Raw genomic sequence first — 26,089 nt, 5'->3', positions numbered from 1 at the left:
AACCATCGAGGCAGCCGAATGCAAGAACTACTTCGAAAACGCCGGATACGCTTCCGTCAAAACATGAAAGACTCTAGAACGCGATTTCGGCGTCCAGTTGCGAAAGCGGGCGCACGCCCTTGAGCAGCGCTCTCGCCTCGGCCTCGTCTTGTTTCATCTGCGCCACCAGCGCGTCGAGACCATCGAATTTGAGCTCTGGGCGCAGGAAGCCGAAGAACGACACCCGGCAGGTCTCGCCATAGAGATCGCCGGAAAAATCGAAGACGTAGGTTTCGAGCAGCGGCGCGCCATTGTCGTCGACGGTGGGACGCCGGCCGAAGCTGGCGACTCCGTCATGAAGCGCGCCGTCGGCGCGACGGAAGCGGACGGCATAAATCCCCTCCTTCAAGGCCGCTTCCGGCGAAAGCCGCATATTGGCGGTCGGGAAGCCGAGAGTGCGGCCAAGCCGCTGGCCGCCGATCACCTCGGTCTCGACGGTGAAACGGTAGCCGAGCAGGCCGGCGGCCTCCTCCACCTTGCCTTCGGCGAGCAGATCCCGGATGCGGCTCGACGAAACCACCTCCGCGCCTTCATCGCGGAAGGCATCGACCAGCGTCACGCCGAAGCCGTGCCGTTCGCCGGCCGCCATCAGAAAGGCCGGCCCGCCCTGGCGGTCCTTGCCGAAATGGAAGTCGAAACCGGTGACGGCGTGGCGGATGCCGAGGTTCTTCTCCAGCACATCGGTCACGAAAGCCTCAGGCGAGAGCGAGGCAAAATCGCGCGTGAACGGCTGCTCGACCAAAGCGGCAAAGCCAAGCCCGGCGAGCAGCCGCGCCTTCATCGGCGGCGGCGTCAGCACGAAGAGCGGCACCTGTGGCCGGAATACCTTGCGCGGATGCGGCTCGAAAGTCAGCACCAAAGCGGGCACGCCATTGCGGGTTGCTTCGCTCAGCGCGCGTTCCAGGACGGACTGATGGCCGCGATGGACACCGTCGAAATTACCGATCGCCACGACGCCGCCGCGCAGATGCGCGGGCAGCGGCGCGACAGCCGAAAGGCGTTGGAAGGCTTGGTTCATGTCGAGGCGCCCGTCATGGCCAGACCTCCAACCTATTGCAGACGCGCAATGACGGCGACCGGCCGGTAGCCGTGCTTTTCAAGGAAGCCGGCCAGCCTTTCAGGATCGGGGCGGAGCGGATCGCCATAATCGCGAGCGTGAATACCGCCCGAGACATAGAGCACGTCAAAGCCGTTGTCGGCCGCGCCCTTGACGTCGGTCATCATGCCGTCGCCGATGGCGAGGACCTCGCTTCGCTCGACGGCGCGGCCAAGAAGGCCGGCGACCTCCTTCATGGCGACATCATAGATCGGCGCGAAGGGCTTGCCGGCAATCAACGTACGGCCACCCAGCTGCGCGTAATCTCGCGCGAGCGCGCCGGCGCACCAGATGGTGCGCTCGCCGCGCTCCACCAAGATATCCGGATTGGCGCAAATGAACGGCAGATTGCGGGCACGCAGCCGCCGCAGCAGCTCCGCATAGTCGGCGGGCTTCTCGACCTCGTCGTCATAGAGGCCCGTGCAGACGATGCCCGAGGCCTCGAATTCCTCGACCAGATCGACGTCGAGCCCATCGTAAAGGCTGAAGTCGCGCTCGGGACCGATGTGAAAGATCTTCCTCGGTCCTTCCGCGATCAGGTCGCGGGTCACATCGCCTGATGTGACGACGTGGTCAAAGGCGTCGGCGGGTACCCCGATGACCTTCATCTGGGCGACGACGTCGGCGCTGCGGCGCGGCGAATTGGTTATGAGCACGACAGGCACAGTGGCCGCGCGCGCCCTTGCAAGCGCCGCGGCAGCGGCCGGAAAGTGCCATTCGCCATTGTGCACGACGCCCCATACGTCGCACAGTATGGCGGCGTAGCGCCCCGCAAGATCGTCGAGCGAAGCGATGATGTCAGGCGAATCCGCCATGCCGTGTCCCTGATTTCGATCCTGACAAGACCGCGACAGCCATTCTTCAGTTCAGAGGACGCCACGGCCGGTCCCGCATAACCGAAGCGCTTCATCCTGTCACCAGCTTTCCGGCATCGGCCTTCGACGGCGCGTCGGTGCACAGGGTTAATGCCCTGTCAAACGACCGTGCGGTCTTGACGCTTCCGAGGGAGCTAAAATTTAACGATTCTTGGATCATGCTAAACGAGAAACTATAGGATCCTGGCGGGGGCTAAGGGCATTGATCCGCAAATTCCTACGCGACAGACGAGGCAACTATGCCTTGATGACGGCCGTCACCATGATACCGCTGATGGGCGGGGTGGCGCTTGCGGTCGACTATACCGAGCTCATAAGAGAGCGGCAGGAGACGCTGAACGCGCTGGACGCCGCCGGCATCGCGACGGCACAGCAGATCGTCGGCGGCGCCACCGACGCCGAAGCCAAAGCCTATGCCAAGACATTTTTCGAGGCCAATCTGAGGCACGTCCTTCCGGCGAACACCACGCTGACGGTCACCTTGCCCAACAACAATGCGGGCGGCGGCACGCTGGTGCTCGAAGCCGCCCTGAAGTACCAACCTTACTTCCTGCCGGCCGCGGTCGCATTGCTTGGCGGAACGCCGGGCCAGACGAACGTCAACTTCTCGGCCAGATCTGAAATCCGCCTTAAGAACACGCTGGAAGTGTCGCTGGTGCTCGACAATTCTGGCTCGATGGCCGAACTCGGCCACGGCTCGAATCAAGTACGTTTCGACCTTCTGAAGAGCGCCGCCAAGCAGCTTGTCGACCAGTTGTCGGGGCAAGCGCAGCTGATGAAGCAGATTTCCAAGCCGGTTCAGTTCAGCCTGGTTCCGTTCGCCGCCTCGGTCAATATCGGCTCGGGAAACAAAGATGCTGCCTGGATGGATCAGGACGGCATCTCGCCCATCCAGCACGAGAATTTCGACTGGACGACGATGACCCAGGGGAATTCGCCCTGGCCCCAGAGATATGTCGAGAAGGTCGGCAGCATCTGGTATGCGCGCGGCACCGATTGGGACCCCACCCAGAAGGACAAGGCGCTGACGCGCTTCTCACTCTACAAATGGATGCAGCGAATTTCGGCTTGCACCAAAGATTCGAACAATGTTTGCACGTCCAACATAACCTACGCGCCGATCGCGAGCTGGAGCGGCTGCGTCGAGTCGCGTCCCTATCCGTACAATATCCAGGATACGGCCCCGTCCACCTCAACGCCGGCGACGCTGTTCGTGCCGATGTTCGCGCCTGACGAGACCGATTATACCGACGGCTACTCCCGGCCCGCAAACAACAACTGGCATCTCGACGTGACGTCCAGCACCGACAATCCGACGCGCCAGAAATACATGCCGAAATATTTCAACTACGGCAACAAGATCACCCCCGCCTACGGCAACAATGCCGGCCCGAACACCAGTTGCAGCACGACCGCGATCACGCCGCTGACCGATGTCTCCACCTCTGCCGGCGCCACCACGGTCAAGAACGCGATCGACGCCATGGTCGATGTCGGCGCCACCAACGTGCCGGAAGGTATGGCCTGGGGCTGGCGGACGCTTTCCAGCACCGCGCCTTTCACCGAGGGACGCCCGGAAACACAAAAAGGCAACGACAAGGTTCTGATTGTGCTGACCGACGGGGCCAATACCTATTACACGCCGGATTCGGTGAGTGCCCAGTCGTACTCGGGCACCTACTACAGGAGCGGCGGCAACGATCTTTCCGGCAACAAGGCCATCTATTCCGCGCTTGGATATCTTGCCTACGGCAGCCAGACCAAGCCGTTCGGAAGCACCTACACCTATGGCCGGCCATTCCTCGGCACCAGCATCAACGTCAGCAAAAGCGATTATTCGAACGCCAACTACACCAAGGCCATGAGCGAGCATCTGGCAACGCTGTGCGACAACGCCAAGGCGGCCAACATCATCGTTATGACCATCGCGCTCGATCTCGACTCCACCAACACGGCCGAGGCGGCGCAGATGGCAGCGCTGAAGACCTGCTCGTCGGATTCGCGCTACGCTAAGGATCCAGCGGACCCGACCGGCAAGACGCCGAAGAAACTGTTCTGGAACTCGACCGGCGCCACGCTGTCGGACGACTTCAAGGCGATCGGCAACGAATTGTCGAACCTGCGCATCGTCAGCTAATCTGCTCGGACAAGCGATCGACGCCCGTCGTAAAGCGGGCGCTTCCACCGTGCAGCGCACCATCGGAAATGATTTGGTTAGCGGCTGGTGAAGTCGCCGTTAAGCAATCGAGGGGTTTGCCAAACTGGTCCTTCAGCGTTTTGTGGAAATGTCGCCCGACAGAGAATCCGCCGGCGGGGGGCCGCTCGATAAAAATGCGCAAATTCTGGCATCAATTCTGCCGTGACCGCCGCGGCAACTATGCGCTCATGACCGCGATCGCCATGGTGCCGCTGATGGGAGCAGTGGCGATGGCCGTCGACTTCAGCGAGCTCAACCGCCAGAAGCAGATGGTGCTCAACGCGCTCGACGCCGCCAATTTCGCCGCGGCGCGGCGGCTTGCCGAAGGCGCCACGGATGACCAGATCAGAGCCTATGCGGTCGACTTCTTCAACGCCAACTTGAACAACATCGACCCCGCCGACATCTCGCTCAACATCACGCTGCCCACCAGCCAGGCCGGCGGCGGTCTGCTCACGATGAGCGCGACGCTGAACTACCACCCTTACTTCTACCCGTCCGCCTCGCTGCTCGTCGGCGCATCCACGGTCGATGCGAACAAGTCGATCAACCTTGCCATGGACTCCCAGGTGCGGCTGAAGAACACGCTGGAAGTGGCGATGGTGCTCGACAATTCAGGCTCCATGACAACGCCCGGCACAGGCACGGGACAGAAGCGCATCGACCTGCTCAAGCAGGCGGCCAAGCAGCTCGTCGACACGCTCGGGCAGCAGGCAGCGCAGATCAAGCAGATCGACAAGCCGGTCCAGTTCAGCCTCGTGCCGTTCGCGGCATCGGTCAATGTCGGGCCGAACAACGACAACGCCTCCTGGATGGACACCTATGGGCTGTCGCCAATCGCCAACGAGAATTTCGATTGGTCGACGCTGAACGCTCCCGCCAAATACGCTCAGAAAATCAACGGCATCTGGTATAAAAAGGGTACCGGTTGGGGCGCGGAGGAAGGGCAGATACTGACCCGTTTCGAGCTCTATCGGGATATGAAGGTCGTCACCAGCCACGAACGCATCGCCGGCAGCAAGCGCGTCGTCTGCGACGAATATCGCGACAACCATACCTGCGAGCGCAGCCACAACGAATATGACTACAACGACACCTATGGCCCGTTCGCCAGTTGGCAGGGTTGCGTGGAAGTGCGGCCCTATCCCTACAATGTCAACGATACGCCGGCCTCCGGCGGGCCTAACAACACGGGCATCGGGATCGGCGATCCGGCGACCATGTTCGTGCCGATGTTCGCGCCCGACGAGCCCGGCAACCATTGGTATGTCACACAGGATCCTGACGAACCGAGGCCGGTGACCTATGGCGCCGCCAACAGTTGGTGGAACGACGATCCGTCGAGCACCACCGGCAAGACCAGGCAGTCCAATATGGCCAAATACTTCATGCCACGGCCGATCAATGCTCCGGTATTGAGCCCGGGCGCCGGGCCGAATTACAGCTGCACCACCACACCGATCACGCCGCTCACCGACGTCACCCAAACAGATGGAGTTGCCGCCATCAAGGCGGCGATCGACCTGATGCAGCCCAACGGCAACACCAATGTGCCCGAAGGCATGGCCTGGGGCTGGCGCACGGTTTCGAACGCCGAACCCTTCACCGAAGGCCGTCCGGAATCCGAGCGCGGCAACGACAAGGTCGTCATCGTGCTCACCGACGGCGAGAACACCTATTCGACGGTTAGTTCCGATCCGGCCGGCAACAAGTCGACCTATGCCGCCTACGGCTACACCGGCGTCGGCTATAACGGCACATCGGTCACCCGCCTGTTCGGCGGCACGTCGAGCGCCATCGGCCAGTTCAACTATTCGTCGAGCAACTACACCGCGGCGATGAACGAGCAGATGGCGAAGCTGTGCGACAATGCCAAGGCGGCCAACATCATGGTGATGACGGTGGCGCTCGACATATCGTCTATCAGTTCAAGCGACCAGAAGGCGATGGCCGCGCTGAAGGCCTGCTCTTCCGATTCCCGCTTCCGCAAGGATCCAACCGATCCCAGCAAACCGGCCAAGCTGTTCTGGAACGCCACTGGGGCGACGCTCTCCGACAACTTCAAGGAGATTGCCAACGAGTTGTCGAATTTGCGCGTGGTTGGGTAGCGGGAGCCAGCGCTGAAGCTGCCAATCTCCCCCCTTGCGGGGGAGATGCCTGCAAGGCAGAGGGGGGTGCTGTCCCGCCGGCCTCTCCAGCCAGCCTATACATCGTCTATGCCTTGGCCCAGTTGGCAAGGGGTAGGCGTTCCTTCGCACCCCCCTCTGTCCTGCCGGACATCTCCCCCGCAAGGGGGGAGATCAGCAGCTGCGGCGCTTTCGCCGATTTTCGAGCACTGGCGCAAAAGCCCGGGCGATCATGCTCTTGCCGTTGGCGGACGTCGGTGGTCAGTGTCTTCGCTCTTGGAGACTCCGATGCCCGACGCCGCCAATCATCTCACTTTCGCGCTGATCTGCCTCGGCATGGTGCTCACGCCTGGGCCGAACATGATCTACCTGATCTCGCGCTCGCTGTCGCAAGGGCCGAAAGCCGGGCTGATCTCGCTCGGCGGCGTGGCGCTGGGCTTCCTGTTTTATGTGGTCTCGGCAGCGTTCGGCATTACGGCGCTCATCTTTGCCGTGCCATACGCTTACGACGCGCTTCGCTTCGCCGGCGCGCTCTATCTGTTGTGGCTCGCCTGGCAGGCGCTGAAGCCCGGCGGGCGCTCGCCCTTCCAGGTCCGCGAGTTGCCGAGGGACAGGCCGCGCAAGCTCTTCGTCATGGGGCTGATGACCAACCTGCTCAATCCGAAAGTGGCTGTGCTCTACCTGTCGCTGCTGCCGCAGTTCATCAATCCGGCCAAGGGTCATGTTCTGTCGCAGCTTCTGGTGCTCGGCGTGACGCAGATCTCGATCAGCCTCACCGTCAACGCCATCATTGCGGTGACGGCCGGCTCGATCGCGAATTTCCTCGCCGGACGGCCGTTCTGGCTGGTCGTGCAGCGCTGGATGATGGGCACGGTGCTGACCGCCCTGGCCTTGAAGATGGCGACCGAGGCGCAGCGCTAGGGCACATTGATATTCAGGTGAGACCGGCCTGCGAATGACGGCTGTCTGCGCTTCCGGTGCTCACGTATGGCAGTACGCTCCGCTCCGGCCTTCGCCGGCCGAAGCCCTCATAAGTGTCTTTGCCCTATGAAGGCTATGGCCGGCGTAGGCCGGTTCTCGACAGCCATCATTCTCGACTCCGCCTGACCTGAATCTCAACGCACCCTAAGGGCGAGCCATCAGATCTACATCGGCCGGCGTACAGGCCGGATCTGCTCCGGCTCGACCACCTTGCGGTAGAGATGCCAGGTCGCGTGGCCGAGAATCGGCATGACGACGGCAAGCCCGGCAAACAGCGGTATCGAGCCGATCACCAGCAACACGGCGACCGTCAAACCCCAAAGCGCCATCGTCAACGGATTGGCCATGACGGCACGGGCCGAGGTTTCAATTGCCGAGACGGCGCCGACATCGCGGTCAAGCAGCAGCGGAAAGGCAATGACAGTGGTGGCCAAAACGACGGCGGCGAAAACGAAACCGACGGCGTTGCCGACGAGGATCAACGTCCAGCCCCTGCCGGTCGTCAGCACATCGCGCAAAAAGGCGCCGACCGAAGCGGGCGGCTCGGCGCCGAACAGGCTGGTGTAGAGCGACTGCGCGGCGAACAGCCACAACAGGAATAGCGCGAAAAGCAGGACGCCGATGACAGCGATCGACGGCAGCGCCGGCGAATGGCGCACGTCGAGCGCATGATGCCAGCGGCTGCTCATGCCGAGCTCGCGCCGGCGGCTGATCTCATAAAGGCCGATGGCCGCGAAGGGCCCGATCAGCGCGAAGCCCGACATCAGCGGGTAGACGAGCTGGATGGCGTTGGAGCCGGAGCTCCACCGCGTCAGGATCAGGCCGACGATCGGATAGATCAGGCACAGGAACACATAATGCGACGGCTTGGCCCAGAAATCCTCGGCGCCGAGCCTCAACGCATCCCAGAGATCCGACGTGGTGATGTGGCGCACCGTGGGCTGCACATGCATCCCGCGCGCGTCCGCCATGACATGAAAACCAGCCATAACCGTCCTCCGTTTTATACCGGGGGCGGTCACCGCCTGGGTGGCCGCCCGTGGCTGCCACTTTCAAGAACGCCGGGATGATAACCGATCTTCCGGGGAATGTCGCGCTTCATGCGATTTTCATCGCCCTGCCCGGCAAAAGCCACGATCGCCGGTATCAGAGGCCGCATGACCACCTTGATCACCACCTCCCCCGATTTCAACCGCCGCACGTTGCTCGCGGCCGCCGGCCTAGTGGCGCTTGCCGGCATAGCCGCCTGCAGCACCGTCTCCGTGCCGACCGGCGAAGGCGCCGGCGTCTCTTCGTCCGCGACAGCGACGTTGGCCAGTATCCGCAGCTCCGCCGGTCTGCCGACGCTGACGCCGGACGCGCAGCTCGAACAGGCGGCGCTGCAGCAGGCCGGCTATATGGCCTCGCGCGAGCGCATGAGCCACACCACTGGCTGGGGCAAGGATTTCGCCTCGCGCATGAAGGACAATGGCGTGCGGGGTGCTGCGGCCGAAAACATCGCCGAGGGCCGCTTCGACCTTGAGAAGCTGTTCGACATCTGGATGCATTCGGCCGGCCACCGCCGCAACATGCTCGATCAGGACTTCAGCCGCTTCGGGCTGGCTTACGTGCGGGACGGCCGCGATCCGGCGTTGCGCTATTGGGCGCTGGTGCTGGGCCGCTGAAAAGGCGGCCGGCTGAGAGCAGCGACTTTATCAATCCATATGCGCGGCCGGCGCCCCGCCCGCCGGTGCCGCTTTTGGCTTGCGCAGCAGAATGACGAAAGGAATGGCGGCCAGCGTCATCACCATCAGGATCTTGAAGTCGTTGATATAGGAAATCATCATCGCCTGGGCATTCACCGCGCGGTCGACCTGCGAAAGTGCTACGGGATCGCCGGCGGCGGCCGCCGGAGAAGCGGCCCACAGATTCGGGTTGTATGGATTGATGAAGGCCGACAGCTCGGTGTGGTTGACCTGGGTGTTGCGCACCATCAGCGCCGCGACCACCGATACGCCGATGGAGGAGCCCAGATTGCGCACCAGGCTGAACAGCGAGGTGGCGTCGGTGCGGTAGCGCGCGTCGAGCGTGGCGAAGGCGACCGTCGACAGCGGCACGAACACCATGCCCATGCCGAGACCCTGGATGACGCCCGAGGAGATGATCAGCCAATTGTCCATCTGCGGCGTGAAGCTCGCCATCGTGTAGAGCGACTGCGCGGTGAGCAGGAAGCCGATGGCGACGAGGATCCTGGCATCGATCCTGTGCATGATGCGGCCGACGACCAGCATCGAAATCATCGTGCCGATGCCGCGCGGACCCAGCACGACGCCGATGGTCACGGTCGGATAGCCGAAGATGTTGGCCAGCATCGGCGGCAACAGCGACATCGAGGCCAGTATCAGTACGCCCATGACGAAGATGAAGCCCAGCCCGGTCACGAAATTGCGGTCGAGGAATATCTTCGGATCGATGAAGGGATGCTCGGCCGTCACCGTGTGGATGATGAACACCCAGAAGCCGGTGAGCGACAGCGCGAGCTCGATCCAGATTTCGGCCGAGTTGAACCAGTCGACCTCGCCGCCGCGGTCGAGCAGAAGCTGCAGCGCGCCGACACCGAGCGACAGCATGGCGAAGCCGAAGAAGTCGAAGCCGCGCACGCGCTTGGCGATGACCGGCAGGTAGGCGGCCATGCCGAGGAAGGCGAGGATGCCGACCGGCAGATTGATGAAGAACACCCAGCGCCAGTTGAAGTTTTCCGTCAGCCAGCCGCCGAGCGTCGGCCCCAGGATCGGCCCGAGCATGATGCCGGCGCCCCAGATCGCCATTGCCTGGCCATGGCGCTCCTTCGGGTTGATGTCGAGCAGGAAGGTCTGCGACAGCGGCACGATGGCCGCGCCGAACACGCCCTGCAGCAGGCGGAAGAGCACTATGGTCTCGAGGCTCCAGGCAAGACCGCAGAGCATGGAGAAGATGGTGAAGCCGACGACGGCGGTGAGGAACAGCTCCTTGCGGCCGAGCCTGTCGGCGAGCCAGCCGGTAACTGGCGTCATGATCGCCGCCGCCACGATATAGGAGGTCAGCACCCAGTTGATGTTGTCGGGCGAGGCGCCGAGGTCGCCGGTCATGGTCGGCAGCGCGACGTTTGCGATCGTGGTGTCGAGCGCCTGCATGATCGTCGCCAGCATCAGCGCGACTGTGATCAGTCCGCGGTGCGGCACTTCCTTGAAAGGTTCGGGCGTGCTCATGATGCTGAACTTCCAGCAGGTAACAAAAACATGTACGTTAGCATGATGCCGAAAAGTATCATGCGCTTTGATTTAGAGGCGGGTTCAGATTTCAGGTCGAACAGGCCCGAAATCATCCGGCTCTAGGTTTCCGGGCGGCAAAGCCTTCGTTGAGAGACCTTCATCGCGGTGGGACGCGACTATCGATGTGGGGGTTACATCGACCGAAAGTCTCTGTTGGAGCGGATGCCTGCCGCCCGGAAACCTGAGGACCAACGGGTCGGTGGCCGGGCCTCAGCTTTCGAACGAGCCGCCATGCGGCTTGCCTTGCTGATCCTTGCCACGTCTCCACCGGACCAATCCCCTCAATGCCCGACGGATCGCGACGGGCTCGCTGTCTTACCGCGCCTGCTCCCCTGCCGTGGCGTGACCGAAGATCGACGGCAGGCCGCGCGCCACGCCGGTGTCGACGGTGACGGTGGCGCTCATGCCGGTGCGCAACGCCATCTTGGCGTCGGGGTCGGTCAATTCCAGGCGCACGGGAATGCGCTGCGTGACCTTGACCCAGTTGCCGGTGGCGTTTTGCGCGGGCAGCAGCGAAAACTCCGCGCCCGTCCCGGCGCCGATGGCTTTCACGGTCGCCTCGAAGGTGCGGCCCGGATAGGTGTCGACGACGATCTCGGCCTTCTGGCCCGGCTTCATGTTGGTGAGCTGGGTCTCCTTGAAATTGGCGTCGATCCAGGTGTCGCCCGTCTCGACCAGAGCGAACAGCGGCGTGCCGACGCCGACATACTGGCCGACCTTGAACGACGCGGCCTGGTAGACGATGCCGTCCGCCGGCGCCTTGACCGTCGTCTGCGCCAGATCGTAGGCGGCCTTGTCGCGCGCAGCGAGCGCCGCCATCACGGTCGGATGCTTGTCGGTCTCGATATCCGGATTGCCACCGAGCGCTGCCTTGGCGCTGACGATGCCCTGCTGTGCGACGGCGAGCTGCTGCTTGGCCTTGTCGAGATCGTTGCGGGCCTCGTCGAGCGACGACTTGGCGTTGATGCCTTTCTGCGCGAGATCGGCGGCGCGGCCATATTGCGACTGCGCATAGTCGACCTCGCTGGAGGCGGACTTTTCCTGCGCCATCGCCTGGCTGTAAGCGGCGCGCAGCTGCTCGACATTGAGGCGCGCGGCGGCAACCGCCGCATCGGCCTGGGCGAGCGCAATCTTGTAAGGCGCGGGGTCGATGACGAAGAGAAGGTCGCCCTGCTTGACCAGCTGGTTGTCGGCTATGCCGACCTGCACGATACGGCCAGCCGTGTCGGAGGCGACCGAAATCCTGGCCTGCTGCAGGTTGGCGTTCTCGGTTTCCTGATAGCGGCCGCCCGTGATCCAGACATACGCGCCGCCGGCAAGCAGGGCCAGCGGCAGGGCGACCATCAACAGGAAGCGCCCGGGGCGGCGCTTCTTCTTCAGCGCCGGAGCGAGCCGCGGCTCGGCAGCCGCCGCAACCGGAGCGGCCGCCGGCTGGGCCGGCGCTTCCGCGACCGGCTGGGCCGGCGCAAGCTTGGTGACGTTGTCGTCTTCTATCTTGGCTGCCGCGTTCATGCTGCTGCCCCTTCCGTATTCTTCATCTTTTCCAGGGACGTCTCGGCGTCCGTCAAATTCTTCACGATGGCGTCCAGCACTCGGATCAGGACGCGGCGTTCTTCCGCCGACACGCCGGTCAGCGATTCCTCATAGACCTCGCCGGCAAGGCTCTTGACGTCGGCATAGGCCGCGTTCGCCTTCTCGGTCGGAAAGATCATGCGCACGCGCCGGTCGGTCGCGTCCTGGCGGCGCTCGATCCAGCCGCCCTCCTCCATGCGGTCGACCAGGCGGGAGACGCTGATCGGCTCGATTTCGAGGAGCTCGGCAAGCCGCGCCTGCGCGACGCCCGCCTCCTTGGCAACGCGCACAAGCAGGCGCCACTGCGCCGAGGAAAGGCCCAACCCACTGGCGCGCGCCTCGAAACGCTTGCGCATCAGGCGCTGCACGTCGTGGATCAAAAATCCTAATCTGTCGATGCCGTCGGAAACCATGAGCGACATATATAATAAGCGTGCTTACTATTCAAGGGCCGCTTTGTTCCAGAAGCCAGCAAATCGACGTTGCAGCAAGGCAAGCTCCCTTACGGTTAGCGATCGATGAACGTGCAGGGGTCGGTGCCGGTAGGCCCATCCCAAGGCCAAGAGATCATGGCCGGTTGCGCATCAGCATGGTGACGACGAAGAAGGCGGCGAGCGAGCTCGTGATCATGCCGATCGAAGGGCGCCATACATTTGGAGCGCCGACGTCAATCCTTTCGAGCCTGTCTCTCGGACAAACATCGGAAAATTTTCAGAAACCGTTCGGGATTTCCCAGGCCGGAAACCGCAAGAAGATCGGGCTGGTGAAAGACAGGCCCGCGAACGCCCGATCCCGCTCCAGCCAACATATTTCCCGGGCCGCATCCTCCCAGCGCGGCCGCAACCCTGGGCATGGAGACAACATGATTGCCGCACTCTTCCACAATAGGCCGCTGAGGCACCGCCTTGTCGCCGGATCGATCGCCGTTCTTGCCGGCGGCGCCGCAATGGCCTGGCACGGCGCAAGAAGCGAGGCCTCGAACGCCAAACCCGCGACGCCTGAGACGAAGCTCGTCAAGGCGATAGCGGTCACCCCGATGCTCGGCGCGGACACCCGCACCGCCGTCGGCGAGATCCGTCCGAGGCTCGAAAGCGACCTGGGCTTTCGTTTATCCGGCAAGCTCATCGAACGCATCGCCGAGATCGGCGCGACGGTGAAGAAGGGCGACGTGCTCGCCCGCATCGACGATCAGGACTATCGCAACCGGCTCGCCAGCGCCGAGGCCGATGTCGCGGCGGCGCAGGCCGTACTTGTCGAGGCAAATGCCGCCGAGGCGCGCATCGGCGCGCTGCTCGCCAAGGGTTTTACGACGCGGGCCAATTATGACGCGACGCTGAAGAACCTGCGCTCGGCGCAAGCCAAGCTCAAATCGGCGACCATTGCCTCCGATATGGCCAAGGACCAGCTCGGCTATACCGAGCTGCATGCGGAATTCGACGGCATCGTCACCGCCGCCGGCGCCGAAGCCGGCCAGTCAGTCAATGTCGGACAGATGGTGGTGCGCGTCGCCGATCCGGACAGCCGCGACGCCGTATTCTCGATCGCGGAAGCCGCCTTCGCCAACGCTCCCGACACCAAGCGGCCGCCGCAGGTGACCGTTTCTCTACTCAGCAATCCGGCGATCACGGCCGTCGGCACCATCCGCGAGATCGCGCCGATGGCCGATGCCACGACCCGCACCTTCCAGGTGAAGGTCTCGATCGACAATGCACCCGACGAGATGCGTTTCGGCGCAAGCGTCGCCGGCCGCGCCGAGATGGGTGGTGGCGCGCCGGTCATAGTGCTGCCGGGCAGCGCGCTCTTCGACAAGGACGGCAAGCCGGCAGTCTGGGTTTTCACCTCTTCGTCCGCTGTCGAACTCAAGCCCATCACGGTCGCCCGCTACGAGACCGACCGCGTGGTGGTCAGCAGCGGGCTCGCCAAGGGCGATATGGTCGTCACCGCCGGCGTGAACCGGCTGCGGGAGCACGAAAAAGTTCGTATCATCGAGGGAGAAGGAAAATGACCATGTCCAAGGCAAAGGTCCTCATCGCCGGTGCCGGCCCGACAGGGTTGACGCTCGCGCTGTGGCTGACCAGGCTCGGCGTGCCGGTGCGCATCTTCGACAAGGCCGCCGCTCCCGGCGAAACCTCGCGGGCGCTGGCCGTCCAGGCGCGCACGCTGGAGTTCCACCGCCAGATCGGCATCGTCGACGACGTGCTGGCGGCAGGCGTGAAGCTCGAGCGGCTTACCGTGCACACGCCGGCCGGCGTCGCCGCCAGGCTGCCGCTGTCGGATTTCGGCCGCGGCATCAGCCCTTACTCCTTCGCCTTCGCGCTGCCGCAGGACATCCACGAGCGCGTGCTGATCACGCATCTGGAGCGCGCCGGCGTCGAGGTCGAGCGCAATACGGAGCTCGTCGCTTTCCAGGACAAGGGCGAGGCGGTCATCGCCACGCTGAGCAGGAATGGCCGGATCGAGACCGTCAGCACCGCCTATCTCGCAGGCTGCGACGGCGCCCGCAGCGCGGTGCGCCACGGGCTGAACATCGGCTTCCCCGGTGGCACCTACGAGCAGTCCTTCTACGTCGCAGACGTGAAAGGTAGCGGCGATATCACCCGCAACGGCATGGACACGACGATCAGCACCTACGGCTTCGCAATCGTCATGCCGGTGCGGCAGTCCGGTTCGGTCCGGCTGATTGGGATCGTGCCGAAGGCGCATGAAGCCGACGAGACGATCAGCTTCGAGGCGATCCGCGCCGATGTCGAGCGCGACACCGGCGTCAAGGTCGACGAGGTCAACTGGTTCTCGACCTACCGCGTCCATCACCGGGTCGCCGAGCGCTTCCGCGTCGGCCGCGTCTTCCTCGCCGGCGATGCCGGCCACATCCACAGCCCGGCCGGCGGCCAGGGCATGAACACCGGCATGGGCGATGCGGTGAATCTCGCCTGGAAGCTCGCGGCGGTCGTACAGGGCCGGGCCGATGCGCGCCTGCTCAACAGTTACGAACCGGAACGCATTGCCTTCGCGCACAAGCTGATCGAGAGCACCGACACCGCTTTCCGTTTCATTACCAGCCGCTCGCGGCTCGTCGGCCTGTTCCGGCGCTACCTGATGCCGAAGATCCTGAACATCGCCCTGCACACCTCGATCGGCTCGCGCGCCTTCTTCGGCGTGATCTCGCAGGCGGCGATCCAGTATCGCGCCGGGCCGATCAGCTCGGGGGTGGCGGGCAAGGTCAGCGGCGGCGATCGCCTGCCTTATGTCGCTTGCAACATCATGGGCGCGGGCGGCGACAATTTCGAGCCGCTGCGGTCGCTCGACTGGCAGATCCATGTTTATGGCGAGGTCAATTGCGATTTCCGGGCGATGCTCGCACCGACAGGAATTGCAGTGCATGCCTTCGCTTGGACCGACGCAGCCGGGAAAGCCGGGCTACAGCGCGACGCAGCCTATCTGGTGAGGCCGGACGGCCATGTCGCGCTCGCCTCGCCGGTTCAGGAAGCCGCCGTTTTCCAGCGCTATCTCGCCGGCCTCGCCATCCGACCGAGGGCCGCCGAACGCGCGCCCTACCGTGTGCCGGGCACCATGCACAGCCTGGCCTGAATTGCGACGGCGCCCGCCGAGCGGCGGGCGCTGACTGAACCCAAACCGTCATTTGTTTTGGCCAGCCGGCAAGCGCCGGCGGAGCGCGCTTGCGCGCGCCCTGAAAAGGAACCGCATCATGACCAGCTTCAATCTTTCCGAATGGGCGCTGCGCCACCGCAGCTTCATCGTCTATCTGATGATCGCGGCCGCACTTGCCGGCCTCTACGCCTATGGCGGCCTCGGCCGCGAGGAGGACCCGCCCTTCACCATCAAAACCATGGTGGTGAAGACGATGTGGCCGGGCGCCGGCACCAGCGACACAGTGGAGCAGATCACCGACCGCATCGAGAAGAAGCTCGAGGAACTGCCGGACCTCGACTACGTCAAGAGCTACACGAAACCCGGCGAATCCGTCGTCTTCGTCAATCTCAAGGACACGGTGGCCGCCGACCAGGTGCAGCCGCTCTGGTATCAGGTGCGCAAGAAGCTCGACGACATCAAGCCGACGCTGCCGTCAGGCGTGCAGGGCCCGTTCTTTAACGACGAGTTCGGCGACACGTATTCGCTGATCTATGCGCTCACCTCCGACAGCCTCAGCCATCGCGAGTTGAAGGATCTCGCCACCAGCCTGCGGGCCGGGCTGCTGACGGTGAAAGATGTCGCCAAGGTCGACCTCATCGGCCAGCAGGACGAGAAGATCTATCTCGAATTCTCGACGCAGAAGGTGGCGGCGCTCGGCCTCGATGTCGGCACGCTGTCGCAGGCGCTGCAGGCGCAGAACGCGCTGACCCCGAGCGGCACGGTCGATGCCGGCCCCGAGCGCATCGCCATCCGCGTCTCGGGCAGCTTCACCTCCGAGGAAAGCCTCAAGGCGATCAACTTCTATGCCAACGGCCATTACTTCCGGCTGGGCGACGTCGCCGAGGTCAAGCACGCCTATTCCGACCCGCCGCAGCCGATGTTCCGCTTCAACGGCAAGCCGGCGGTCGGCATCGCCATCTCGATGACTTCGGGCGGCGACGCGCTGGCGCTGGGCGAGACGGTCAAGGAGAAGATGCATGAAATGGAGGGCGAGCTGCCGCTCGGCGCCGAACTCGGCCTGGTCGCCGACCAGTCGCATGTGGTGGAAGAATCCGTCGGCGAGTTCACCAAGAGCCTCGGCGAGGCGATCGCCATCGTGCTCGCCGTCTCGCTGCTGGCGCTCGGCTGGCGTCCCGGCGTCGTCGTGGCGGTCGCCATCCCGCTGGTTCTGGCGATCACCTTCGTCACCATGGAGTATTTCGGCATCTCGCTGCAGCGCATCTCGCTCGGCGCACTGATCATCGCGCTCGGCCTGCTGGTCGACGATGCGATGATCGCGGTCGAGATGATGATCGCGCGTATGGAGGAAGGCTACGACAAGATCTCGGCCGCCACCTATGCCTACACCTCGACCGCCTTCCCGATGCTCACCGGCACGCTGGTGACGATCGCCGGCTTCGTGCCGGTCGGCTTCGCCAAGAGCGGCGCCGGCGAATACTGCTTCTCGCTGTTCGCTGTCGTGGCGATCGCGCTCGTTGTATCCTGGGTGGTTGCGGTGCTGTTCACACCGCTGACCGGAGTTTTCCTGCTGCCCGATCGCATAAAGGGTCATGGTGGCAGCAATCATCCCTCGCGCATCGCCCGCGGTTTCCAGGCGCTGCTCGAAATGGCGATGCGGGCGAAGTGGCTGGTGCTGTCGGCGACGGCCGGACTGTTCGCGCTCTCCGTCGTGGCGATGGGCTTCGTCGGCCAGGAGTTCTTCCCGAAGTCCGACCGGCCCGAGGTCATGCTCGACCTCACCTTGCCGCGCACTGCTTCGATCAAGTCTACGGATGCCGTGGTCGAGCGCGTCGAGAAGCTGCTCGCCGCCGATCCAGATATCGACCACTGGAGCTTCTATGTCGGCCAGGGCGCGGTGCGCTTTTACCTGCCGCTTGACGCGCAGCTCGCCAACGACTTCTTCGCCCAGGCCGTGGTCGTCACCAGGGGCCACGCCGTACGCCAGGCGGTCATCGACCGGCTGGAGAAAAAGCTGTCGACCGGCTTCGACGACGTTATGGCCCGCGTCACGCCGCTGGAGCTCGGCCCGCCGGTCGGCTGGCCGCTGAAGTTCCGCGTCAGCGGTCCGGACCCGGACAAGACGCGCAGCCTCGCGCAGCAGTTCGCGCAGGTGCTGGGCAGCGATGCCGCCGTGCGCAACATCAACTACGACTGGAACGAGCCGGCCAAGGTGATCAAGGTGGATGTCGACCAGGATCGTGCGCGCGCGCTGGGCATCTCCTCGCAGCAGCTGTCGGAGACGATCAACGCAGTGCTGTCCGGCTCCAAGATCACGCAGATGCGCGACGACACCTATCTCGTCGACATTGTCGCACGTGCCGTGGATAGTGAACGCGCCAGCATTGACACGCTGCGCGGTCTGACGATCGGCGCTTCGGGCGGACGGCGGGTGCCGCTCGAACAGGTGGCGAAGCTCAGCTACCAGACCGAGCCGCCGCTGATCTGGCGCCGCGGCCGCCTGCCGACCGTGACCGTCCAGGCCGACGTCGCACCTGGCGAGAACGCCACCACCGTGTCGAAGCGGCTAGCGAGCCCCATTGCAACCTTCGAGGCGCAGTTGCCGGCGCGCTACAGCGTCGAACAGGGCGGCGTGATCGAGGACAGCGCCAAGGCGCAGGCCAGCATCTTCGTGGTCTTCCCGCTGATGCTGTTCATCATGGCCACCGTGCTGATGATCCAGTTGATGAGCTTCCAGCGCCTGGTGCTGGTGCTGCTCACCGCTCCGCTGGCGATCATCGGCGTGGCCGGCGCACTGCTTCTGTCGGGAGCACCGATGGGCTTCGTCGCGATCCTCGGCGTAATGTCGCTGATCGGCATGGTGATCCGCAACTCGGTCATTCTGATCGCGCAGATCGACCAGCATATCGCCGCCGGCGAGGAACCCTGGGCGGCGGTGATCAGCGCCACCACGCATCGCTTGCGGCCGATCTTGCTCACGGCGGCGGCCGCCATTCTCGGCATGATCCCGATCGCGCCAACCGTATTCTGGGGGCCGATGGCCTATGCCGTGATGGGCGGCCTTTTGGTCGCGACCGTGCTGACGCTGGTCTTTCTGCCGACGCTCTACGTCACCTGGTTCGGCATCAAGGCGCCGGTCGAGAGCGCTCCCGCGGCCGAGCCGACCACGGCCGCCGCCGAGCCCCAACCGCTGGCGGCCTGACCGGCGCTTCCTCCAACAGCCACGGCGGATGCCGCCGTGGCGAGCCTTCATCCAACACGGAAAGGAACGATCATGACACCCTTCTTTGGCAATCTTCTGGTTCGCTTCAACGCCGGCTTCCTTATCCTCGCATCGGTCGGCGGGCTCGCCACCGACATCGCCGGCTCCTTCTTCGGCCGCGGCGCCGAGGCCGTGCTGCTCAACAACGCGCCCGGCACCGGCATCGGCTTTATCGAAGCGCATGGGCTCGCCTTGATCATCGGCGTGACGCTCTGGCGTATCGGCTACTCCCGCATCTGGCATGCCGTGATGGCTGCCGTGCATGTGCTGCTCGGGACGGCGAACCTTCTGTTCTGGCAGTTCTTCATCGCCGCCGACGTGCTCGTCGTCGGCTACCTCACAACCGCGGCGCACTGGCTGTTCGTGGTTGCTCACCTGGCGGCATTGGCGGGTTCGGCCCGGGTTGCCGCTGCATCCTCCCACTAGACCTCACCAACATCTGGAGAAACCAACATGCCTATGAAATCCCTCAGGAAATGCCGTTCGGCGGCAGCGTTGCTCGCCCTCGCGATCACCGCCGTCGAGATCGTCGGCAGCGCCGTTCCGGCCCTGTCGCTGGTCAGTACTGCCGAGGCACGAATCGGCGCGCCCTGGACGCCGCGCAGCGCAGCGGGCGTTGCCCGCCGCACCACCACCTGGCGCGTGCTGCGGCATACGACAGCCTGGGTCGCGACGCTCCCCGCCGGCTGCGTCCGCACCAAGGTCAACGGTTTTGACGTCTGGCGCTGCGGCGGCACCTACTACCGCGCCTATCAGGGCCGCTACATCGTGGTCGTGACCGATTGATTGGTCCCGAGCACGACTTAAGGCGCGTTGCGCTGAAACGGAGTCACGCGACGCGCTTTAGGTCTTTGTTCTGGTGCACGTTGTCTCGGAACCGCTGCACGTCTGAGCGACATGCATTTAGCCGAGGGCAAGCCTAACGCCTTCGGCGAGATGCTCAGCATCCGCCTGGCTTTCGAACGGAACGCCGCGCAACGCATAGTCGAGCGGCGAGAACGGAGCGCCCTCGTCGACGAGGGCGATCTGCCGACGCGCCTTCTCCATATCTCCCATCTGGGCATAGCAGGCCGCCAGCCGCGTGCGGATCCAGGGCGCCGGGCGCGTTGCCAATTCCAGCGCCTCTGCCGCTTGCCGGTACTCCCCCATCATATAAAGCGCCAGCGCGCGGTCGAACTGGTACCAGTGCGGATGCAAGGGATCGATGCGAATGCCGCGGGCCAGCCAGGTCAGCGCTTCTAGCGGCCGGCCGCGCATGGTGAGCAGCATTCCCATCTGCTCGATGCTGTCGGCGTCGTAGGGGTTGAGCTCAAGCGCGATGCGCATGTGATGCTCGGCCGCCTCGTGATCGCGCATATAGAGGCGGATCAGGGACTGCACGCGATGGCCGGTCGGCTGATCGGGCGACAAGGCCAGGCCCTTGTCGGCAAGGTCGCGCGCGTTCTCCAGCACGGCATCGTTGGCGCGCCCGAACTCCCCGTCCAGCGAGCGCGCCAAAGCGAGATAGGAGTAGGCAAGCCCGTAATTTGGGTCCTTGGCGATCGCCGCCTCGAACAAGGCCTCGGCGCCGCGCTGGTCGGTCTGAGCCGGATCGCGCAACAGCGCAAAACCGCGCAGCAGAAGCTCGTAGGCGGCGAGGCTGGTCACCGGCTTGCGTGAAGCTCGCTCCAGCCCGGCATTGGTGACCCGCGTCACCAGGCGGCTGACGATCTGCTCGACGATCTCGCGTTCGATGGCAAACAGCCCGGCGCCTTGGGACTGGTAGCGGTCGCCCCAGAGCTGTCTGGCGCTGGCGATGTCGACAAGGCTGACGGCCACCACGACATGCTCGCCCTGCCGACGCAGCGACCCCTCGACCAGATAGTCGGCGCCGATGCGGGCGCGGATCTGCGGCCACTCGGCGCGGCCGAAGGAGGTGAAAGAGAAGCTCGAATTGCGCGCCAGGACCGTGACCGTGCCAAACCGCGCTACGCCGTTGATCAGGTCCTCGGCAAAGCCGTCGACCATCGCCTCGTCGGCCGGATCGCCGCTATCGTTACGAAAGCGCACGACGGCCACGATCGGCTGCGAACTGATCTCGGGCGCGGCTTCGGCCTCGGCGGCAAGCATGTAGCCGCGCTTGGAGATGGTGCGCACCATATCCTCGCCCAGCACCTTGCGAATTTCGCGTACCGATTGCGTCAGCGAATCCTCGGTGACGTAGACGCCCGGCCAGACGACATCCATCAGTTCCGATTTCGGCACGACGCGGCCCATGTTGCGGGCAAGATGCGACAGCAGCGCATAGGCTTTCGGGCGCAGGAACAGCGGCTCGTTGACGCCGCGCAGCGTACCCATGGCAAGGTCGAGCGTGAACCCGCCAAACCGGAACACCTGATCGGCCGTCGCCGTCGTCATCGGGAACACCCCTTCCCGCCTATCGTGCACAATGTCAGCCCTTCCCGCTCGACCCGGCTCGCACATCACCATTATTGCCCAGAGCGCAATTTCGATCAAACTGGCCGGCGGCGTAGGGCTAGTATCGTCCCGCCAAATCCGAGGAGCCATGAACCCGACCGAGAAGGCGCTATGGTTTGTCGAAAGCCACTTGCCCGACGCCATCAGCCTCGACGAGATAGCGGCAAGCAGCGGCGTGTCGCGCTTCCATGTGACGCGCGCCTTCGGCGCGGCCACGGGACGATCGGTGATGGGTTATATGCGAGCGCGGCGGCTCAGCGAAGCGGCGCGCAAGCTGGCCGGCGGCGCGCGCGACATCCTCTCGGTCGCGCTCGATACCGGCTACGGCTCGCATGAGGCGTTCACGCGGGCTTTTCGCGAGCAATTCGGCACCACGCCGGAGCTGGTGCGCGCACAAGGCTCGACCGAAAACCTGGACCTCGTGGAGCCCATTCTGATGGACAGTTCGCTTCTCACCACACTCGAGCCGCCGCGCTTCGAGACCAGCCGCCCCTTCCTCGTCGCCGGGCTTGGCGAGCGCTACAGCTGCGAGACCAGCGCCGGCATCCCGATGCAGTGGCAGCGCTTCACCCCTTATATCGGCAACATTCCGGGCGAAGTGCCCGGCGTCTTCTATGGCGTGTGCACGAATGGCGACGATGCCGGCAATTTCGACTATGTCGTCGGCGTCGAGGTGACGGACTTCGCCGACCTGCCGAAGGATTTCCACCGCGTGCGGGTGCCGGCGCAGAAACATGCGGTATTCTCGCATCGCGAGCACATCTCGACCATCCGCCGGACCGTCAACACGATCTGGAACAGCTGGCTGCCGGCCTCCGGCCACGAGATCGCCGATGCGCCCGAGTTCGAGCGCTATGGGCCCGAATTCGACGCGCGCACCGGCAATGGCGGGCTGGAGATCTGGGTGCCGGTCAAGGGGTGATGGTTTTCCCTTCTCCCCCTGTGGGAGAAGGTGGATCGGCGCGCAGCGCCGAGACGGATGAGGGGTGTTCCAGCGGAGTGAGACGTTGGCATTCCCTGGAGCACCCCACGCCTTCGGCGACACCTTCTTCCACAAGGGGAGAAGGAAAAGCGCTAAAGCTCGAGATTCCACGTTTGCCCGACAAGATCCTTGCCAAAGGAATGATGGCGTTCTTCCTCGACCAGCTTGAAGCCCGCGGCCTGGTAGATGCGGCGGGCCGAGCCAAGGATGTCGTTGGTCCAGAGCGTCAGCGTCTTGTAGCCCTTGGCTCGAGCAAAGGTGATGCATTCGTCGACCAGCCGCCGACCGATGCCGAGGCCGCGCACCGACGGTTCGACGTAGAGCAGCCTGAGCTTCGCGACCTTGGGTGACTTGCGCATGACGAAGACCGAGCCGACCACCTCGCCTTCGCGCTCGGCGACCCAGCTGCGCTCCCATTGCGGGACGAAGTTCTTGACGAAACCACCGAGGATCTCTGCGACCAACGCCTCGTAAGTTTCGTCCCAGCCATAGTCCTGCGCGTAGATGAGGCCTTGACGGTGCGTGATCCAGCCGATGTCGCCGACCTGCAGCGGCCGCAGAATATAGGGAACCTTGGCTTCAGGTCTGTCGCCGAGCAAGTCTTGGACGGTGCGCATGGCGTTGACCAGCCGCTCCTGTTCGGCCGGCCCCAGGCGATCGAGCAGCGCGCGCACCTGGTCATGCGAATCCTGGTTGAGAGGCGCAAAGGCTTCCCTGCCGGCCGGCGTCAGCGCGATCGAGGCGCGGCGCGCGTCAGTTTCACTAGCTTCGCGTCCGACCAGGCCGCGCTCCTCGAATTTCTTCAACAGCCGGCTGACATATCCGGGGTCGAGGCCGAGGTCGCGCACCAGGTCGCTTGCGACCAGCCCATCGCGATGGGCGAGCTCGTAAAGCACCCGCGCCTCGGTCAGCGAGAAAGGACTTTTCAGCAGGCTCTCGTCGAGCAGGCCGAGTTGGCGGGTATAGAAGCGGTTGAAGGCGCGCACCGCATCGATACGATCCTTGCCTGGGTGATTGTGAATGGTCATGGGAAATCCTCCTGTCCTGGACAGGATCAACCATTTAGTTGACTGAGTCAATTAATATGGCGAGGGGACACTACACAATTTCGTCATTCCAGGGCGGAGCAAGGAGCGAAGCGACGCGCAGTTGCGGAGGCCAATGCCAATCGCGACCGCAGCGGCCCTACCCCATTGGCAGCACTGGCCAAAACTCCACAATACTCCCGGCCGAGAACACAGCGATCGCCCCGAAATGTTGCAGCACCGCCTCGCTCTGCGTTGGCCGCAGGAAGGCATAGTCGCCGGGCTTCACATCCGCGCCTGCCGGCAGGCCCATGAATTGCTGGTTGGACGATAGGCCGATCAGTCCGTTCGGCCTCATCCCTTCGGGAAACACCGGCTCGGCCATCCATTTGCCGCCATAGAGGTAGCAGCCCTTGCGCGGGAAGAGGCCAAGCGCCTGGAGCGCCCTGGAAACCGCCGGCGGGCCGGGCAGCATCGGATCGAGCGCCTTGAGGATCGGCGTGGCGATAAAGGCCGCCGGCTGGAAGCCCTCCAAGCCAGGCGTGTCGAAATCCTTTGGCAGCACGAAGGCCGAGCCGATCGATACTTCGTTGGCGACGCCGCCGCCATGCAGCAGCGCGGTCTTGGAGCCCCCGATGTTGAGGATGCGGCGCTGGTCCGGATCGAGGGCGGCGGCAAAATCGGCGACTTTGGCAGAGGCCTGCTTCAGCGCCTTGGCCGCGCCCCCGAACAGACCCGGTATCTCCGGCGCATGCGCCTCATAGGCCATGATGCCGTCGCAGAGCAGACCTTTTGGAAGCGTGAGCGCGTTAATCTCGGCGGGATCACGAAAACCGCCGCGATGCAGGCCGACATCCACCTCGAAAGCGAAGCGCAATTCTGTGTCGAGCGCGGCAGCGAGCGCGCCATATTCCGCCAGCCGTTCCGGCGTGTCGATCAGCCAGCAGACGCGCGACCACCAGCCGGCGCCACCCCTGGTCAGCGCGGCCTTCGCGGCACCCACCGGCATCGGCTTGCCGTAGAGAAGATCGCCCTCGGGAAACGCGTCAACCACGGCCTGCGTCACCGGCGGATGGAAGGTCATAAAGCGATTGGTGGCAAGCGCCTTGGCGATGTGCGAAAGCAGCGGCACGCAAGGCAGCGACTTGTCGACCAGCCGCACGCCAAGGTCCGGCGCCAGCCTTTGCTTCACCAGCGCGATGTTGCCGTCCAGCCGGTCGCGATCGAGGATAAGGCAGGGCCGGAAAATCTCGGCGGCCATCAATGCATCGGCCAGGGCGGCGAAATAGGCGCTCATTGTTGGATGCCGAACAGGCCGGCCATGTAGGGCGAGACGAAACGGTTTTGCGGATCGATGTCGCGCCGCACCGCCATCGCATCGTCCCAGCGCGGATAAAGCTCCTTGAAGTCCGCCGCCTTCAGGCTGTGCATCTTGCCCCAATGCGGCCTGCCGCCACACTTGCGGAAGATCGGCTCGGCGGCGCGCATGAAAGGCAACGGGTCGTCCGCCGCATCGTGGTGGATTGCGATCGAGCAGGTCAGCCTCTTGTAGAATGGCGAAAGCCAGAATTCGTCGGCCGCCACCGAGCGCACCTCGATCGGGAAATAGACTTCCGGGAAATGCTTTTCCGTAAGCGCAATGATCTCGGCCAACGCCTTGGGACCTTCCTCGTAAGGCAGGTGATACTCCATCTCGTTGAATTTGGTGCGACGCTCGCTGGCGTAGACGTTGAGCCAGTCCTGCACATAGTCTTCCGCCGGCACCTTCCTCACCGCCCCTCTGATCAACGCGCGGCGCAACCACGGCAGCCAGCGCAACGCGGTGCGCAGCTTGCGCAAAGTCGCCAATCCTTCCTCATCGTCCTCGGTCGGCCGCGTCGTCGGCGCCGCGTCGCTGAGATCGCTGGCGATGAACTGGGCGTAGCCGGAGAACGGGATGTAGTAGAACTCGGCCGAGCGATGCGCGGCCATCATCGTCTCGAAGTTTTTGAGCATGTCGCCGATCGGCAGCACCCATTTGCGTCGGCGCAGCCGATAGGTGGCGATGTTGTTCATCGTCACTTCGGTCAGCACGCCGAAGCTGCCCAGCGCGACGCCTGTGGCGTGGATCATGTCCAGGTCGTCTGCCCGGCTGAACTCACGCAGTTCGCCTTGTCCATCGATGAGCTGCACGGCCTCCAACTGCGTGTGATAGGCGCCGAGTGTCGGGCCGGAGCCATGCGTTGCCGTGCCCAGCGCGCCGCCGATCGCCTGGCGGTCGATGTCGCCCATGTTGGGCAGGCCCTGGCCGATATCCTGCAGGATGCGCATCAGCGCGCCGAGCCGTGTGCCCGCCCTCACCCGCGCCCGGTTGTTCGCGGCGTCATGCGAGACCAGCCCCTCGATCTTCTCTAGCGAGACAATGGTGCCTTCGGACTGCACCAGCGGCGTGAAGGAATGGCCGGCGCCGGCGACGCGCAGCGGCCCAGGCGCCGTGCGCACCAGTTCGGCCAGCTCGCCGGCATCGGCCGGCGTCGCGACCAATTTCGGGGAAGCCGTGACGAAGCCGGACCAGTTGCTCCAAGCGGTTGCCATCTCG

At 64.2% G+C, this 26,089-nt stretch carries 20 protein-coding genes; 10 read left to right on the top strand and 10 right to left on the bottom strand.

Annotated features, from left to right (window positions below; genetic code table 11):
- Positions 1-73: 73 nt before the first annotated feature.
- Positions 74-1,057 (bottom strand): bifunctional riboflavin kinase/FAD synthetase, encoded by a 984-nt coding sequence (locus LB515_RS22225; protein WP_224708977.1) that lies wholly within the window; start codon positions 1,055-1,057, stop codon positions 74-76.
- A 32-nt stretch (positions 1,058-1,089) separates the two neighbouring features.
- On the bottom strand, positions 1,090-1,950 hold the full coding sequence (locus tag LB515_RS22220) for a TIGR01459 family HAD-type hydrolase (RefSeq protein ID WP_224708976.1): 861 nt from the start codon (positions 1,948-1,950) through the stop codon (positions 1,090-1,092).
- 307 nt (positions 1,951-2,257) lie between these two features.
- On the opposite strand from LB515_RS22220, the gene LB515_RS22215 reads away from it, so the two are divergent.
- From LB515_RS22215 to LB515_RS22205, 3 genes are all read left to right on the top strand, one after another.
- Positions 2,258-4,147, top strand: a complete 1,890-nt coding sequence (locus tag LB515_RS22215) for a pilus assembly protein (RefSeq protein ID WP_224708975.1) — start codon at positions 2,258-2,260, stop codon at positions 4,145-4,147.
- Positions 4,148-4,341: 194 nt separating this feature from the next.
- Positions 4,342-6,315 (top strand): TadE/TadG family type IV pilus assembly protein, encoded by a 1,974-nt coding sequence (locus tag LB515_RS22210; protein ID WP_224708974.1) that lies wholly within the window; start codon positions 4,342-4,344, stop codon positions 6,313-6,315.
- Positions 6,316-6,621: 306 nt separating this feature from the next.
- The gene (locus tag LB515_RS22205; RefSeq protein ID WP_140656967.1) at positions 6,622-7,254 is read left to right on the top strand and encodes a LysE family translocator; all 633 of its coding nucleotides are present in this window, start codon (positions 6,622-6,624) and stop codon (positions 7,252-7,254) included.
- Between the two features lie 224 nt (positions 7,255-7,478).
- Here the strand turns inward: LB515_RS22205 and LB515_RS22200 are convergent, their stop codons facing one another.
- Positions 7,479-8,303, bottom strand: a complete 825-nt coding sequence (locus LB515_RS22200) for a DUF2189 domain-containing protein (RefSeq protein WP_224529322.1) — start codon at positions 8,301-8,303, stop codon at positions 7,479-7,481.
- A gap of 168 nt (positions 8,304-8,471) precedes the next feature.
- Between LB515_RS22200 and LB515_RS22195 the strand changes: the two genes are divergently transcribed.
- A complete protein-coding gene (locus LB515_RS22195) occupies positions 8,472-8,978 on the top strand; it encodes a CAP domain-containing protein (protein WP_224632264.1) in 507 nt (168 codons plus the stop codon).
- Positions 8,979-9,008: 30 nt separating this feature from the next.
- Here LB515_RS22195 and LB515_RS22190 read toward each other — a convergent pair whose 3' ends face one another.
- From LB515_RS22190 to LB515_RS22180, 3 genes are all read right to left on the bottom strand, one after another.
- Positions 9,009-10,541 (bottom strand): DHA2 family efflux MFS transporter permease subunit, encoded by a 1,533-nt coding sequence (locus LB515_RS22190; protein ID WP_224544701.1) that lies wholly within the window; start codon positions 10,539-10,541, stop codon positions 9,009-9,011.
- A gap of 378 nt (positions 10,542-10,919) precedes the next feature.
- Complete coding sequence (locus LB515_RS22185) at positions 10,920-12,116, bottom strand: HlyD family secretion protein (protein WP_224708973.1); 1,197 nt, start codon at positions 12,114-12,116, stop codon at positions 10,920-10,922.
- Positions 12,113-12,589 carry a MarR family winged helix-turn-helix transcriptional regulator gene (locus LB515_RS22180; RefSeq protein WP_224708980.1) on the bottom strand — a complete coding sequence of 159 codons (477 nt, stop codon included), beginning with the start codon at positions 12,587-12,589 and terminating at the stop codon, positions 12,113-12,115. The genes LB515_RS22185 and LB515_RS22180 overlap by 4 nt, the downstream gene beginning before the upstream one ends.
- 449 nt (positions 12,590-13,038) lie before the next feature.
- On the opposite strand from LB515_RS22180, the gene LB515_RS22175 reads away from it, so the two are divergent.
- The 5 genes from LB515_RS22175 to LB515_RS22155 all read left to right on the top strand — a co-directional run bounded on the left by LB515_RS22175 (position 13,039) and on the right by LB515_RS22155 (position 19,833).
- A complete protein-coding gene (locus LB515_RS22175; protein ID WP_224708972.1) occupies positions 13,039-14,181 on the top strand; it encodes an efflux RND transporter periplasmic adaptor subunit in 1,143 nt (380 codons plus the stop codon).
- Positions 14,178-15,764, top strand: a complete 1,587-nt coding sequence (locus tag LB515_RS22170) for an FAD-dependent monooxygenase (protein WP_224708971.1) — start codon at positions 14,178-14,180, stop codon at positions 15,762-15,764. Before LB515_RS22175 ends, LB515_RS22170 begins: the two co-directional genes overlap by 4 nt.
- A gap of 118 nt (positions 15,765-15,882) precedes the next feature.
- On the top strand, positions 15,883-18,987 hold the full coding sequence (locus LB515_RS22165) for an efflux RND transporter permease subunit (protein ID WP_263490371.1): 3,105 nt from the start codon (positions 15,883-15,885) through the stop codon (positions 18,985-18,987).
- Between the two features lie 72 nt (positions 18,988-19,059).
- Positions 19,060-19,473 (top strand): hypothetical protein, encoded by a 414-nt coding sequence (locus LB515_RS22160; protein WP_224708970.1) that lies wholly within the window; start codon positions 19,060-19,062, stop codon positions 19,471-19,473.
- Between the two features lie 27 nt (positions 19,474-19,500).
- Complete coding sequence (locus tag LB515_RS22155; protein ID WP_224601548.1) at positions 19,501-19,833, top strand: hypothetical protein; 333 nt, start codon at positions 19,501-19,503, stop codon at positions 19,831-19,833.
- 117 nt (positions 19,834-19,950) lie between these two features.
- On the opposite strand, the gene LB515_RS22150 is transcribed toward LB515_RS22155, so the two are convergent.
- Entirely contained in the window at positions 19,951-21,444 is a 1,494-nt protein-coding gene (locus LB515_RS22150; protein WP_224627198.1) for a winged helix-turn-helix domain-containing tetratricopeptide repeat protein, read from the bottom strand.
- Positions 21,445-21,592: 148 nt separating this feature from the next.
- Here LB515_RS22150 and LB515_RS22145 point away from each other — a divergent pair, with 148 nt between their 5' ends.
- The gene (locus LB515_RS22145; RefSeq protein ID WP_224708969.1) at positions 21,593-22,426 is read left to right on the top strand and encodes an AraC family transcriptional regulator; all 834 of its coding nucleotides are present in this window, start codon (positions 21,593-21,595) and stop codon (positions 22,424-22,426) included.
- Positions 22,427-22,578: 152 nt separating this feature from the next.
- Here LB515_RS22145 and LB515_RS22140 read toward each other — a convergent pair whose 3' ends face one another.
- The 3 genes from LB515_RS22140 to LB515_RS22130 form a co-directional block, all read right to left on the bottom strand.
- Positions 22,579-23,514 (bottom strand): bifunctional helix-turn-helix transcriptional regulator/GNAT family N-acetyltransferase, encoded by a 936-nt coding sequence (locus tag LB515_RS22140; protein WP_224708968.1) that lies wholly within the window; start codon positions 23,512-23,514, stop codon positions 22,579-22,581.
- A 157-nt stretch (positions 23,515-23,671) separates the two neighbouring features.
- Positions 23,672-24,808 (bottom strand): alanine racemase, encoded by a 1,137-nt coding sequence (locus LB515_RS22135; RefSeq protein ID WP_224708967.1) that lies wholly within the window; start codon positions 24,806-24,808, stop codon positions 23,672-23,674.
- Positions 24,805-26,085, bottom strand: coding sequence for a D-arabinono-1,4-lactone oxidase (locus LB515_RS22130; RefSeq protein ID WP_224708966.1), 1,281 nt, complete (start codon positions 26,083-26,085; stop codon positions 24,805-24,807). Before LB515_RS22130 ends, LB515_RS22135 begins: the two co-directional genes overlap by 4 nt.
- Between the last annotated feature and the right edge of the window lie 4 nt (positions 26,086-26,089).

Source organism: Mesorhizobium sp. CA15 (genome assembly GCF_020165215.1).
GTDB lineage: Bacteria > Pseudomonadota > Alphaproteobacteria > Rhizobiales > Rhizobiaceae > Mesorhizobium.
Note: the sequence above shows the minus strand (reverse complement) of the source record. Positions and strands in the feature narration are given on the sequence as shown.

What these genes read in the sequence shown, in the direction of transcription:
- LB515_RS22185 (WP_224708973.1), bottom strand. Translation starts at nt 12,116, where the DNA reads ATGAACGCGGCAGCCAAGATAGAAGACGACAACGTCACCAAGCTTGCG.
- LB515_RS22190 (WP_224544701.1), bottom strand. Translation starts at nt 10,541, where the DNA reads ATGAGCACGCCCGAACCTTTCAAGGAAGTGCCGCACCGCGGACTGATC.
- LB515_RS22180 (WP_224708980.1), bottom strand. Translation starts at nt 12,589, where the DNA reads ATGGTTTCCGACGGCATCGACAGATTAGGATTTTTGATCCACGACGTG.
- LB515_RS22200 (WP_224529322.1), bottom strand. Translation starts at nt 8,303, where the DNA reads ATGGCTGGTTTTCATGTCATGGCGGACGCGCGCGGGATGCATGTGCAG.
- LB515_RS22195 (WP_224632264.1), top strand. Translation starts at nt 8,472, where the DNA reads ATGACCACCTTGATCACCACCTCCCCCGATTTCAACCGCCGCACGTTG.
- LB515_RS22205 (WP_140656967.1), top strand. Translation starts at nt 6,622, where the DNA reads ATGCCCGACGCCGCCAATCATCTCACTTTCGCGCTGATCTGCCTCGGC.
- LB515_RS22150 (WP_224627198.1), bottom strand. Translation starts at nt 21,444, where the DNA reads ATGACGACGGCGACGGCCGATCAGGTGTTCCGGTTTGGCGGGTTCACG.
- LB515_RS22165 (WP_263490371.1), top strand. Translation starts at nt 15,883, where the DNA reads ATGACCAGCTTCAATCTTTCCGAATGGGCGCTGCGCCACCGCAGCTTC.
- LB515_RS22140 (WP_224708968.1), bottom strand. Translation starts at nt 23,514, where the DNA reads ATGACCATTCACAATCACCCAGGCAAGGATCGTATCGATGCGGTGCGC.
- LB515_RS22210 (WP_224708974.1), top strand. Translation starts at nt 4,342, where the DNA reads ATGCGCAAATTCTGGCATCAATTCTGCCGTGACCGCCGCGGCAACTAT.
- LB515_RS22160 (WP_224708970.1), top strand. Translation starts at nt 19,060, where the DNA reads ATGACACCCTTCTTTGGCAATCTTCTGGTTCGCTTCAACGCCGGCTTC.
- LB515_RS22215 (WP_224708975.1), top strand. Translation starts at nt 2,258, where the DNA reads ATGACGGCCGTCACCATGATACCGCTGATGGGCGGGGTGGCGCTTGCG.
- LB515_RS22220 (WP_224708976.1), bottom strand. Translation starts at nt 1,950, where the DNA reads ATGGCGGATTCGCCTGACATCATCGCTTCGCTCGACGATCTTGCGGGG.
- LB515_RS22145 (WP_224708969.1), top strand. Translation starts at nt 21,593, where the DNA reads ATGAACCCGACCGAGAAGGCGCTATGGTTTGTCGAAAGCCACTTGCCC.
- LB515_RS22225 (WP_224708977.1), bottom strand. Translation starts at nt 1,057, where the DNA reads ATGAACCAAGCCTTCCAACGCCTTTCGGCTGTCGCGCCGCTGCCCGCG.
- LB515_RS22155 (WP_224601548.1), top strand. Translation starts at nt 19,501, where the DNA reads ATGCCTATGAAATCCCTCAGGAAATGCCGTTCGGCGGCAGCGTTGCTC.
- LB515_RS22175 (WP_224708972.1), top strand. Translation starts at nt 13,039, where the DNA reads ATGATTGCCGCACTCTTCCACAATAGGCCGCTGAGGCACCGCCTTGTC.
- LB515_RS22130 (WP_224708966.1), bottom strand. Translation starts at nt 26,085, where the DNA reads ATGGCAACCGCTTGGAGCAACTGGTCCGGCTTCGTCACGGCTTCCCCG.
- LB515_RS22135 (WP_224708967.1), bottom strand. Translation starts at nt 24,808, where the DNA reads ATGAGCGCCTATTTCGCCGCCCTGGCCGATGCATTGATGGCCGCCGAG.
- LB515_RS22170 (WP_224708971.1), top strand. Translation starts at nt 14,178, where the DNA reads ATGACCATGTCCAAGGCAAAGGTCCTCATCGCCGGTGCCGGCCCGACA.